At 78.2% G+C, this 11,025-nt stretch carries 11 protein-coding genes; 9 read left to right on the top strand and 2 right to left on the bottom strand.

All coding sequences use genetic code 11. The annotated features are described in order from the left end of the window. The first annotated feature begins 178 nt into the window (after nt 1–178). The 9 genes from ACRYMN_RS19845 to ACRYMN_RS19805 all read left to right on the top strand — a co-directional run bounded on the left by ACRYMN_RS19845 (nt 179) and on the right by ACRYMN_RS19805 (nt 9,481). Nucleotides 179–1,168, top strand: a complete 990-nt coding sequence (locus ACRYMN_RS19845) for an LLM class flavin-dependent oxidoreductase (protein ID WP_432498940.1) — start codon at nt 179–181, stop codon at nt 1,166–1,168. 125 nt (nt 1,169–1,293) lie between these two features. Then, the gene (locus tag ACRYMN_RS19840; RefSeq protein ID WP_432498935.1) at nt 1,294–2,757 is read left to right on the top strand and encodes a sensor domain-containing phosphodiesterase; all 1,464 of its coding nucleotides are present in this window, start codon (nt 1,294–1,296) and stop codon (nt 2,755–2,757) included. 48 nt (nt 2,758–2,805) lie between these two features. Then, nucleotides 2,806–4,167 (top strand): glutamate-1-semialdehyde 2,1-aminomutase, encoded by a 1,362-nt coding sequence (hemL, locus tag ACRYMN_RS19835; protein ID WP_432498932.1) that lies wholly within the window; start codon nt 2,806–2,808, stop codon nt 4,165–4,167. 101 nt (nt 4,168–4,268) lie between these two features. Then, nucleotides 4,269–4,895: a histidine phosphatase family protein gene (locus ACRYMN_RS19830; protein ID WP_432498938.1), complete on the top strand. Its 627-nt coding sequence runs from the start codon at nt 4,269–4,271 to the stop codon at nt 4,893–4,895. Further along, on the top strand, nt 4,895–5,575 hold the full coding sequence (locus tag ACRYMN_RS19825; RefSeq protein ID WP_432498930.1) for a TlpA family protein disulfide reductase: 681 nt from the start codon (nt 4,895–4,897) through the stop codon (nt 5,573–5,575). The genes ACRYMN_RS19830 and ACRYMN_RS19825 overlap by 1 nt, the downstream gene beginning before the upstream one ends. Then, nucleotides 5,572–6,318: a cytochrome c biogenesis CcdA family protein gene (locus tag ACRYMN_RS19820; protein WP_432498927.1), complete on the top strand. Its 747-nt coding sequence runs from the start codon at nt 5,572–5,574 to the stop codon at nt 6,316–6,318. Before ACRYMN_RS19825 ends, ACRYMN_RS19820 begins: the two co-directional genes overlap by 4 nt. A 4-nt stretch (nt 6,319–6,322) precedes the next feature. Next, nucleotides 6,323–8,185 carry a cytochrome c biogenesis protein ResB gene (gene resB / locus ACRYMN_RS19815; protein WP_432498924.1) on the top strand — a complete coding sequence of 621 codons (1,863 nt, stop codon included), beginning with the start codon at nt 6,323–6,325 and terminating at the stop codon, nt 8,183–8,185. Further along, a complete protein-coding gene (gene ccsB / locus ACRYMN_RS19810) occupies nt 8,182–9,192 on the top strand; it encodes a c-type cytochrome biogenesis protein CcsB (protein WP_432498922.1) in 1,011 nt (336 codons plus the stop codon). The genes resB and ccsB overlap by 4 nt, the downstream gene beginning before the upstream one ends. Before the next feature lies 1 nt (nt 9,193). After that, the gene (locus ACRYMN_RS19805; protein WP_432498920.1) at nt 9,194–9,481 is read left to right on the top strand and encodes a DUF4229 domain-containing protein; all 288 of its coding nucleotides are present in this window, start codon (nt 9,194–9,196) and stop codon (nt 9,479–9,481) included. 55 nt (nt 9,482–9,536) lie between these two features. Here the strand turns inward: ACRYMN_RS19805 and ACRYMN_RS19800 are convergent, their stop codons facing one another. Beyond that, nucleotides 9,537–9,830 carry a hypothetical protein gene (locus ACRYMN_RS19800; RefSeq protein WP_432498917.1) on the bottom strand — a complete coding sequence of 98 codons (294 nt, stop codon included), beginning with the start codon at nt 9,828–9,830 and terminating at the stop codon, nt 9,537–9,539. Nucleotides 9,831–9,855: 25 nt separating this feature from the next. Further along, nucleotides 9,856–10,767 carry a 1,4-dihydroxy-2-naphthoate polyprenyltransferase gene (locus tag ACRYMN_RS19795; RefSeq protein WP_432498914.1) on the bottom strand — a complete coding sequence of 304 codons (912 nt, stop codon included), beginning with the start codon at nt 10,765–10,767 and terminating at the stop codon, nt 9,856–9,858. Between the last annotated feature and the right edge of the window lie 258 nt (nt 10,768–11,025).

Below are 11,025 nucleotides of genomic sequence, written 5' to 3'. Positions count from 1 at the left end.
GCGCCCCGCCGCGCCCCCACGCCCGGGCGAAGCCCCGCGGCCCCCGCCCCCCGCCGCCGAGCCCCCCCGCCCCCCGGGGGGGGGGGCGCGGGCACCCCCCCCCCCCCCCCGGCGGTTGCCCGCAGCGAGCACCGCTCCCCGCCGGCGGTGCACCGCGCCGTCCGTGAGAGGTCGTCCCATGTCCCTGCCGCTGTCCGTCCTCGACCTGGCCCACATCGCCCCCGGGCAGTCGGCGGGCGAGAGCATCGAGGGCAGCGTCGCGCTGGCCCAGCAGGCCGAGCGCCACGGCTACCGCCGCGTCTGGTACGCCGAGCACCACAACATGCCGACGATCGCCTCGTCCGCGCCCGCCGTGCTCATCGCGCACGTCGCCGCGCGCACCAGCACCATCCGCCTCGGCGCCGGCGGCGTCATGCTGCCCAACCACTCCCCGCTGAGCATCGCCGAGCAGTTCGGCACCCTGGCCGCGATCCACCCCGGGCGCATCGACCTCGGCCTGGGCCGCGCGCCCGGCTCGGACGAGCGCACCACGTACGCGCTGCGCCGCGACCCCGCCGCCGCGGAGTCGTTCCCGCAGGACGTGCAGGAGCTGCGCGCCTACCTCGCCGGCGGCTCGCTGGTCCCCGGCGTCAGCGCCGTGCCCGCCGCCGGCTCGCCGGTGCCGCTGTTCATCCTCGGCTCCTCGCTCTTCGGCGCCCGGCTGGCCGCCGCGCTGGGCCTGCCCTACGCGTTCGCCTCGCACTTCGCCCCGCAGGCCCTCGAGGCCGCCGTGGCCACGTACCGCCGCGAGTTCCAGCCCTCCGAGGACCTCGACGCCCCGCACGTCATCGCCGGCCTGAACGTCGTGGCCGCCGACACCGGGGCGAGCGCGCGCGCCGCGTTCGAGCACGTGCGCCGCGCCTTCGCGGTCAACCTCGTCGGCCGCGGGCGCACCTTCACCGAGGAGGAGGTCGACCTGCTGATGTCGTCGGCCGCCGGGCAGCACGTGCAGCAGATGCTCTCCTGCGCCGCGGTGGGCACGCCCGCGCAGGTGCGCGAGCAGGTCGAGGAGTTCCGCCGCCGCGCCGACGCCGACGAGCTCATCATCGCCCACCAGGCCCGCGACACCGAGGAGCGGCTGCGCTCGGCGGCGCTGCTGGCCGAGGCGCTGGAGAGCGTCCCGGCCTGAGCGCGGGCCCCGGTCCCGGGCCCCCGCCGCGGGCGGCGGGGCCCGGCCGGTGCGGCGCCCCGCCGGTCGGGTGAAAGGCCCGCCGCGGGCTCGAGCACAGACCAGGACGGTCCGAGAACACCTCCGTGCCCACCGCGCCACCCCACCTCCAGGAGCGCGACCGCCTGCTCTCGGTCGCCAGCCACCGCTGCGGCGGTGCGGCCGACGACCCCGCGCTGCAGGCGCTGGTGGAGTCCGCGGCCGGCGCCCTCGGCGTGCCGGTGGCGGGCCTGGCGCTGATGGACGCCGACGAGCAGCACTACCTGGCCCGGGTGGGCGTGCCCGCCGCCGTCCTGGCGCGCGAGCTGTCGCTGTGCACCCACACCGTCTCCGGCGCCCGGCCCGTCGTGGTGGGCGACGCCCCCGCCGACGCGCGCTTCGCCGACCACCCGCTGGTCTCCGGCGCGCACGGCCTCGGCGAGCACCTGCCGCGGGTGCGCGCGTACGCCGGGGTTCCGCTCTTCGGCCGCGACGGGCTGCCGCTGGGCTCGCTGTGCGCGGTGGACGTGCGCCCGCGCAGCTTCGGCGCGCAGGACGTGGCGCTGCTCGAGCGCCTGGCGCGCGCCGCCGGGGACCTGCTGGAGCTGCACCGGCGCGACGCGCGCGCCGGGCTGGCCGGGCGCGACCTGCTCACCGAGGGCCTGCGGCTGCGCCGGGCCGTCGACGACGGCGAGCTGCGCGTGCACTACCAGCCGGTGGCGGACCTGCGCACCGGCCGGGTCGCGGCCGTGGAGGCGCTGGTGCGCTGGGAGCACCCCACCGAGGGGCTGCAGCCGCCGGGGCGCTTCGTGCCGGTGGCCGAGGCCAGCGGCCTGGTGGTGGCGCTGGGCCGCTACGTGCTCACCGAGTCGTGCCGGCAGGTGGCCGCCTGGCGCGCCGCCGGGCCGGGCACCTCCCGGCTGCGGCTGGCCGTGAACGTCTCCGGCCACCAGCTCGCCGAGCCCGACGTGGTGCCCACCGTGCTGGGCGCGCTGGAGGAGGCCGGCCTGCCCGCGGGCGCGCTGACGCTGGAGCTGACCGAGACGGCGCTGGTGCACGGCGCCGACGTGCGCCCGGCGCTGCTGCGGCTGCGCGCGGCGGGCGTGCGCCTGGCGCTGGACGACTTCGGCACCGGGTACTCCTCCCTGGCGTACCTGCGCGACTTCCCCGTCGACGAGCTGAAGGTGGACCGCGGCTTCACCGCCGCGCTGGGGCGCTCGGCGCGCGCCGACACCGTCACGACCGCGGCCGTGGACCTGGCGCACGACCTGGGCTGCGAGGTCGTCGTGGAGGGGGTCGAGACGCCCGACCAGCTCGCGCGCGCCGCGCGGCTGGGGGCGCGCTACGCGCAGGGCTTCCTGCTGGCCGCGCCGCGCGCGGCCGGCGAGTGCGACCTGGGCGCCGCCTGGCCGGTGCCGGCGGTGCGCCGCGAGGCGCCCGGCCAGGGGTCCGGCGCGGGCTCCGAGCAGGGGTCCGGCGCGGGGTCCGGGCAGGGGTGCGCGGGCGGGCCGTCGCCGGTGCGCCGGCGGGCGCTGGCACCCCGTGAGGTTCATCACGACGCAGCGTCGTAGACCCCCCTCCGGCGGGCGCACCCCCGGGCGCTTGCGACACTGGAGACCGTGACCGCCCCGACGCCCACCCCGGCGACCCCCGCCGGGTCCGCAGCCACCGCACCGACCTCCGCGGCCCTCTTCGAGCGCGCCTCGGTCGTCGTGCCCGGCGGGGTCAACTCGCCCGTGCGCGCCTTCCGCGCCGTGGGCGGCACGCCCCGCTTCACCGCCTCCGCGCGCGGGCCGTACCTGCGCGACGCGGACGGGGACGAGCTGGTGGACCTGCTGTGCTCGTGGGGCCCGATGATCCTCGGCCACGCCCACCCGGACGTGCTCGCCGCCGTGCACGCCGCCGCCGAGCAGGGCTTCAGCTACGGCACCCCCACCGAGCGGGAGGTCGTGCTCGCCGAGGAGATCGTCGCGCGCGTGGAGCCGGTGCAGCAGGTGCGCCTGGTCAACTCCGGCACCGAGGCCACCATGAGCGCGATCCGCCTGGCGCGCGGCTTCACCGGCCGTCCCGTCGTGGTGAAGTTTGCCGGGCACTACCACGGGCACGTCGACGCCCTGCTGGCCTCGGCCGGCTCGGGCCTGGCCACCTTCGCGCTGCCGGACACCCCCGGCGTGACCGGCGCGGCCGCCGCCGACACCCTGGTGGTGCCCTACAACGACCCCGCCGCGCTGGCGGAGGTCTTCGCGCGGCACGGCGAGCGCATCGCGTGCGTGATCACCGAGGCCGCCGCGGGGAACATGGGCGTGGTCCCGCCCGCGCCGGGCTTCACCGCCGAGCTGCGCCGCCTCACGCGCGAGCACGGCGCGCTGCTGGTCTCCGACGAGGTGATGACCGGCTTCCGCGTCAGCCGCGCCGGCTGGTACGGCCACGAGGGCCTGGGCCTCGAGCACGCCCCGGACCTGCTGACCTTCGGCAAGGTCATGGGCGGCGGCTTCCCCGCCGCCGCCTTCGGCGGGCGCGCGGACGTCATGGCCCACCTGGCCCCGGCCGGGCCCGTCTACCAGGCGGGCACCCTGTCGGGGAACCCGGTGGCCACCGCCGCGGGCCTGGCCACGCTGCGCGGGTGCACCGAGGAGGTCTACGCCGCCGTCGAGCGCGCCGCGCGCACCGTGCGCGAGGCCGCCTCGGCGGCGCTGTCCGCCGAGGGCGTGCCGCACCTGGTCAGCACCGCCGGCAGCATGTTCAGCGTCTTCTTCACCGAGCTGGAAGCGGTGCGCGACTACGACGACGCCCGGCAGCAGGACCTCGGCGCCTTCCGCGCGTTCTTCCACGCCATGCTCGAGCGCGGCGTGCACCTGCCGCCGAGCGCGTTCGAGGCGTGGTTCCTCTCCGCCGCGCACGACGACGAGGCCCTCGGGCGCGTCGTGGAGGCCCTGCCGCACGCCGCGCGCGCCGCCGCCCGGGGGGCGGGGTCGCTGTGAGCGTTCCGCCCGTCACCGGCTCCGGCGTCGAGCCGGGCCCGCGCACCGACCCCGGCGAGCAGCCGCGCGCCGGGCGCGCGCCCGGCGGCGAGCCGCGCACCGTGGTGCACCTGGTGCGCCACGGCGAGGTCCACAACCCCGAGCGGGTGCTGTACGGGCGCCTGCCCGGCTACCGCCTCTCCGAGCGCGGGCGGGCGATGGCCGCCCGCCTCGGGCTGCACTTCTCCACCCGCGACGTCGCCTCGGTGACGGCCTCGCCCCTGCAGCGCGCGCAGGAGACGGCCGCGCCGATCGCCGCGGCCCACGGCCTGCCCCTGGGCACCGAGGAGCGCATCGTCGAGGCCGGCAACAGCTTCGAGGGCCGGCGGGTGACCGCCGGGGCCGGCTCGGTGCGCGACCCGCGCGTGTGGCCGCGGCTGTGGAACCCGCTGCGCCCCAGCTGGGGCGAGCCGTACGAGGAGCAGGCCGCCCGCATGACCGCCGTCGTGCGCGACGCGCGCGACGCCTTCCCCGGGCGCGAGTCCGTGCTCGTCAGCCACCAGCTGCCCGTGTGGGTCACGCGCCTGCGCGCCGAGCACCGCCCGCTGTGGCACGACCCGCGCAAGCGCCAGTGCGCGCTGGCCTCGATCACCTCGCTGGAGTTCTCCGGGCGCCGCCTGGTCTCGGTCTCCTACGCCGAGCCGTGCGCGGACCTGCTCGTGGGCGCCGACCCGGTGCCGGGAGCCTGATGACCGCCGTGCGCGCGCGCCGCGCCGCCGCCCTCGCCGCGCCGCTGCTGGCCGCCGCGCTCGCCGGCTGCGGCGGCGGCGACGGGCTGCCCGACGCGCAGGGGCAGAACTGGATCGCCGGCGACGGCACGTTCGCGCAGACCCCGCCCGCCGAGCGCGGCGAGCCGATCACCTTCACCGGCGAGACCGTCGACGGCGAGGCGCTGGACCTGGCGGACCTGCGCGGGCGGGTGGTGCTGCTGAACACGTGGTTCGCCGCGTGCGGGCCGTGCCGGGAGGAGGCCGACGACCTGCAGCAGGTGTGGGAGGAGTACGCCGACCGGGGCGTGAGCTTCGTCGGCGTCAACACCTACGACACCGCCGCGATCGCCCGCTCCTTCAACGAGCGCTTCGGCGTGACCTACCCCAGCGTGCTCGACGCGCGCTCGGGCGAGGCGATGCTCGCGCTGCGCGGCGTGGCCCCGCAGGCCACGCCCACCACGGTCGTCCTCGACGCCGAGGGCCGCGTGGCCGCCCGCGTCTCCGGCCCGGCGCGCGCCTCCACCTTCGCCGGCCTGCTCGACGACGCCGGTGCCGCCCCCGACCCCGGCGCCCCCGCCGGGCAGGCGCCCACCGGGCAGGCGCCCGCCGGGGAGGACCCCGCCGCGCCGACCGCCCCCGCGGAGGAGGCGCCGGCGTGACCGGCGAGCTGCAGCAGGCGGTCTCGGCCGGTCCGCTGCTGCTGGCGGTGCCGCTGGCGGTGCTGGCCGGGCTGGTCTCCTTCCTGTCCCCGTGCGTGCTGCCGCTGGTGCCCGGCTTCCTCGGCTACGTCACCGGCCTGGGCGGCGAGGACCCCTCCCGGCAGCGCCGCGGCCGGATGCTGGCCGGCTCGGTGCTCTTCGTCCTGGGCTTCTCGGTCGTCTTCGTCGTGGTGAACTTCACCGTCGGCAGCCTCGGCGACGCCCTGGTGCGCCACCGCCCGCTGCTGCAGCGCGCGCTCGGGGTGCTCGTCGTGGCGCTGGGCGTGCTGGTGGTGGCCGCGCCGCTGTGGGCGCAGCGCGAGCTGCGGCTGCGCTGGCGCCCGCGCGCCGGGCTGCTGGGCGCGCCGCTGCTCGGCGTCGTCTTCAGCCTCGGCTGGACGCCGTGCATCGGCCCGATCTTCGCGGCGATCTCCGCCCTGGGCTTCCAGAGCGGCACCGCCGGGCGCGCCACCGGCCTGGCCGTGGCCTACTGCCTGGGCCTGGGCCTGCCGTTCGTGCTCGTCGCGGCCGGCTACGAGCGCGGCCTGCGCGCGCTCGGCGTGCTGCGCCGGCACACCCGCGCCGTCAACGCCTTCGGCGGCGTGCTGCTCGTCGTGGTGGGCGTGCTGCTCGTCACGGACGGCTTCAACGCGATCATGGGGCTGCTGCGCGGCCCCATCGGCGACTTCGAGACGGTGATCTGACGCCATGGCCCGCACCGGCGAGAGCCACCTGGACGACCTGCGCGACGAGTACCGCGACGCGCAGCGCGACGGCGCCCCCGGCGATCCCGGCGATCCCGGCGGCTCCGGCGCCGCGCCCGCCCGCCCCGCCGGGCGGGCCGCCCCGCTGGGCGGGCGCGAGCTGGCCCGCTACGCCTGGCGGCAGCTGACGAGCATGCGCACCGCGCTGTTCCTGCTCATGCTGCTGGCCGTCGCCGCCGTGCCCGGCTCGACGTTCCCGCAGCGCTCGGCCGACCCCGCCGGCGTGGCGCGCTGGATCGACGAGCACCCCACCACCGGGCCGTGGCTGGACCGGCTGCAGGTCTTCGACGTGTACGCCTCGGTGTGGTTCTCGGCGGTCTACCTGCTGCTGTTCGTCTCCCTGGTCGGCTGCATCGTGCCGCGCACGCTGGTGCACGCCCGGGCGCTGCGCGCGCGGCCCCCGCGCACCCCGTCCCGCCTGGACCGGCTGCCCGAGCACCGCGCCGAGCACCTGCCCGCCGAGCCGGAGCGCGCGCTGGAGGCGGCGCGCGCGGTGCTGCGCGGGCGGCGCTTCCGGGTGCAGGTGCGCCCCGGGGCCGCCGGTGCCGCCGCCGGGGGGTCGGTGGCCGCCGAGCGCGGGCACCACCGCGAGAGCGGCAACCTGCTCTTCCACCTGTCGCTGGTGGGCCTGCTGCTGTCCGTGGCGACCAGCTCGCTGTTCTCCTACTCCGGCCAGCGCCTGGTCGTCGAGGGCGGCACCGCCGTGGGCACCACGTTCGACACCTTCTCCGGCGGCGCGGGCGCCGACGTCTCCGACGTGCCGCCGTTCTCGCTGCGCCTGGACGCCATGGACGTCGCCTTCGAGGCGCAGCAGGCATCCCAGCTCGGCCAGCCGCGCCGCTTCGCCGCGGAGGTCACCCTCACCGACGCCCCCGGCGAGCGCCCGCGCAGCGAGACGATCCGCGTGAACCACCCCGCCCTCGTCGACGGCACGCAGATCTCCCTGGCGGGCAACGGCTACGCGCCCGTCGTGGTGGTGCGCGACGGGCGCGGGCGCGTCGTGCAGGACGGGCCCACCCCGTTCCTGCCGCAGACCGGCAACTACGACTCCACCGGCGTGGTGAAGGTGCCCGACGCCGTGGACGCCGCGGGGCGGCCGGTGCAGATCGGCCTGCAGGGCGTCTTCCTGCCCTCGGCCACGCTGGACGCCGCCGGCGCCCCCGTCTCCGGCTTCCCCGACCTGGCCAACCCGGTGCTGGTCATGCAGGCCTTCACCGGCGACCTGGGCCTGGACTCCGGGCTGGCGCAGAACGTGTACGAGCTCGACACCGCGGGCCTGACGCAGGTGCTCGACCCCACCGGGCGCCCCTTCGCGCTGCAGCTGCGCCCGGGGGAGAGCGTCGAGCTGCCCGACGGGCTGGGCTCGGTGACCTTCGAGGACGTGCAGCGCTACGCCTCCTTCGACGTGCGCCGCACCCCCGGGCAGAGCGGGGCGCTGGTCTTCGCCCTGCTGGCCACCACGGGCCTGGTGCTCTCCCTGTTCCTGCCGCGCCGGCGGGTGTGGGTGCGGGTGCGCCCGGCCGCCGGCGGCAGCGCCGTGGAGGTCGCCGGCCTCTCGCGCGGCACCGACGCCGGGCTGGCCGCGGAGGTCGACGGGGTCCTGCAGCGCCTGCGCGCGGCGCTGGGCGCGCCCGGGGCGTCGCCCGCGGGCGCCGCGGTGGGCGACGATGGTCGCGAGCAGCACGAGCACGAGCAGCACCAGCACGAGCAGCACCACGAGCACCACGAGCACGACGAGCGCGCGGACCGCGACGGCCGCGGCGCGGACGAGGTGCGGGCCGCGGCCCGCGCGGAGGAGGGACGATGACCGTCGACCAGAGCGTCGCGCAGGTCGCCAACCTGCTGCTGTACTCGGCGATGACGGCCTACCTGGTCTCCTTCATCGCCTACGCGGCCGACCTGGCCGAGGGCGGCAAGGAGATCAAGGCCCGCGACGGCCGCCGCCGCGAGGCCGGTGCCGCCGCCGCGGCCGGTGCCGGTGCGTCCGGCGGCACCGCCGTGGCCGCCCCGCCCGCCCCGCCGCGGCGCCGTCGCCGCGCCGCGGCCCTGGGCACCTCGCTGTTCGCGGCGGCCGCGCTGCTGCACCTGGGCTCCGTCGTGGCCCGCGGCCTGTCGGTGCACCGGGTGCCGTGGGGCAACATGTTCGAGTTCGCCCTCACCGGCTCCCTGGTGGTCTCCGCCGGCTACCTCGTGGCGCTGGTGCAGGCGCGCCGCACCGGCCTGGGCGGCGGGCGCGACGCCCGCTACCTCGGCACCTTCGTCGCCGGGCCCGTCCTGGCCACCCTGGGCATCGCGCTGCGCAGCTTCTACGTCGAGGCCGCCGAGCTGGTGCCGGCCCTGGACAGCTACTGGCTGGTCGTCCACGTGCTCGTCGCGATCCTCGCCACGGCGCTGTCCACCCTGGGCTTCTCGGCCACGGTGCTGCAGCTGGTGCAGGAGAAGCGCGACCGCGCCCGCGCCGCCGGCGGGCGCCCCGGCGGGGCGTTCATGGACGCCCTGCCCGGCTCCGCGGAGCTGGAGGGCACCGCCTTCCGCCTCAACGCCGTGGCGTTCGTCATGTGGACGTTCACCCTCATCGCCGGCGCGATCTGGGCGCAGGTGGCCTGGAACCGCTACTGGAACTGGGACTCCAAGGAGGTGTGGACGTTCGTGGTGTGGGTCGTCTACGCCGCCTACCTGCACGCGCGCGCCACCCGCGGCTGGGACGGCCGCCGCGCCGCCTGGCTGTCCGTGCTCGCCTTCGGGTGCATCCTGTTCAACTACCTCGTGGTGAACATCTTCTTCCCCGGCCTGCACTCCTACGCGGGGGTGTGACGTGGGCGCGACGCTGAAGTACACCGTGATGCGGCTGGGCGTGTTCGTGCTCAGCCTGGCCGTGGCCGCCGGCCTGGGCGCGCGCGGCTGGCTGGCCCTGCTCATCGCCGCCGTCGTCTCCGTGCTGCTCTCGCTGGTGCTGCTGCGCCGCCAGCGCGAGGAGATGGCCGCGCGCCTGCAGCAGCACGTCGACGGGCGCGTGCAGGCGCGCCAGGCCGGCACCCGACCGCGCTCGCGCTTCGCGCGCGACGTCGAGGCGGACAACGCCGCGGAGGACGGCGAGCGCTGAGCCCCGCGCGCCCCTGGCGCCGGCGGGGCCCGGCGGCGCCGGGCGCTGCCGCGCGTCAGTGCAGCGGCAGGCCGGGCAGCAGGTCGGGGCGCTCGCGGTCCAGCGCGTCGAGGTCCAGCACGGCCGGCAGAGCGGACGGGCGCCCGGCGGCCTCGGCCTCGTCGGCCGCGCGCACCAGCACCTCCAGCACCCGGCGCACCAGCACCGGCTCCTCCGCGGGGGTGGCACCGGCCACGGCGAGCACCCGCTCGTCGCAGGTGACCACGTGCTCGGAGCTGACACCGCCCGCGGTGGTCAGCGTCGCCGCGTAGCGGTGCTCCCCGTCGGCCTGCACGTCCACGGCTCCCACGCCCCGCACCCTGGCAGACGCGCGCTCACAGCGCGAGGCCGAGGGCCAGCAGGGCCCCCGTGGCCAGCTCCAGCAGCCCGGTGCCGCTGAGCACCGGCACGAGCGCCCGGCCGGTGGCGCCGCCGAGCACCGTGCGCAGCGGGCGCACCGCCAGCGGCAGCGCGAGCAGCACCAGCAGCGCCCACGGGTGCCACGGCGCCGTCCCCAGCGCGGCCAGCACCCCCACGGCCACCAGGACCGCGAACAGCACCCGGGTGCGGGCCTCGCCCAGGCGCACCGCCAGGGTGCGCTTGCCCGCGCCGGCGTCGGTGGGCACGTCGCGCAGGTTGTTGGCCACGAGGATCGCGCAGGCCAGCGAGCCCACGCACACCGCGCCGGCCAGCGCGGCGCCGCTGACGCGGCCGGCCTGCACGTACGTGGTGCCCAGCACGGCCACGAGGCCGAAGAAGACGAAGACGAACACCTCGCCGAACCCGGCGTAGCCGTACGGGCGCTTGCCGCCCGTGTAGTACCAGGCCGCCGCCACCGACGCCGCGCCCACCAGCAGCAGCCACCAGTGCTGCGTCAGCGCCACCACCGCCAGCCCCGCCAGGCCCGCCACCGCGAAGCAGGCGAACGCCGCGTCGCGCACCGTGCGCGGCTCGGCCGCGCCGGAGCCCACCAGCCGGAACGGCCCGACGCGCTCGGCGTCGGTGCCGCGCACGCCGTCGGAGTAGTCGTTGGCGTAGTTCACGCCCACCTGCAGCGCCAGGGCCACCACCAGCGCCAGCACCGCCGGCACCGCCCGCGCCCCGCCCAGCGCGGCCGCCGCGCCCGTGCCCACCAGCACCGGGGTCAGCGCCGCCGGCAGCGTGCGCGGCCGGGCGGCGGAGAGCCACTGCGCCGCGGTGGGGCGGCGCTCGTCGGAGGGGCGGAGGGCTTCGTCGGGGTCGGGCACGACCGTCCATGGTGCCAACCGCCGCGGGGTCCGCCCCACCGGGGTCCGGTCTGGTCCGGTGCCGTCACCGGGGCCGGGTGGGGTGCCGGGTCCGCGGGGCGTGCGGGTGCCGGGCAGCTCCGCCCGCGCGCTCGCCGGGGCGGCACCGCCTCGGCCGGCGTTCGGCGCGGGGGGGGGGGGGGGGGGCGGCCCCGCCCCCCCCCCCCCCCCCCCCCCCCCCCCCCCCCCCCCCCCCCCCCCCCCCCCCCCCCCCCCCCC

Source organism: Kineococcus gypseus (assembly GCF_050871305.1).
GTDB lineage: Bacteria > Actinomycetota > Actinomycetes > Actinomycetales > Kineococcaceae > Kineococcus > Kineococcus gypseus.
Note: the sequence above shows the minus strand (reverse complement) of the source record. Positions and strands in the feature narration are given on the sequence as shown.

Bases quoted from the DNA above. Each gene is read 5' to 3' on its own strand.
- ACRYMN_RS19825 (WP_432498930.1), top strand. From the start codon at position 4,895: ATGACCGCCGTGCGCGCGCGCCGCGCCGCCGCCCTCGCCGCGCCGCTG.
- resB (WP_432498924.1), top strand. From the start codon at position 6,323: ATGGCCCGCACCGGCGAGAGCCACCTGGACGACCTGCGCGACGAGTAC.
- ccsB (WP_432498922.1), top strand. From the start codon at position 8,182: ATGACCGTCGACCAGAGCGTCGCGCAGGTCGCCAACCTGCTGCTGTAC.
- ACRYMN_RS19845 (WP_432498940.1), top strand. From the start codon at position 179: ATGTCCCTGCCGCTGTCCGTCCTCGACCTGGCCCACATCGCCCCCGGG.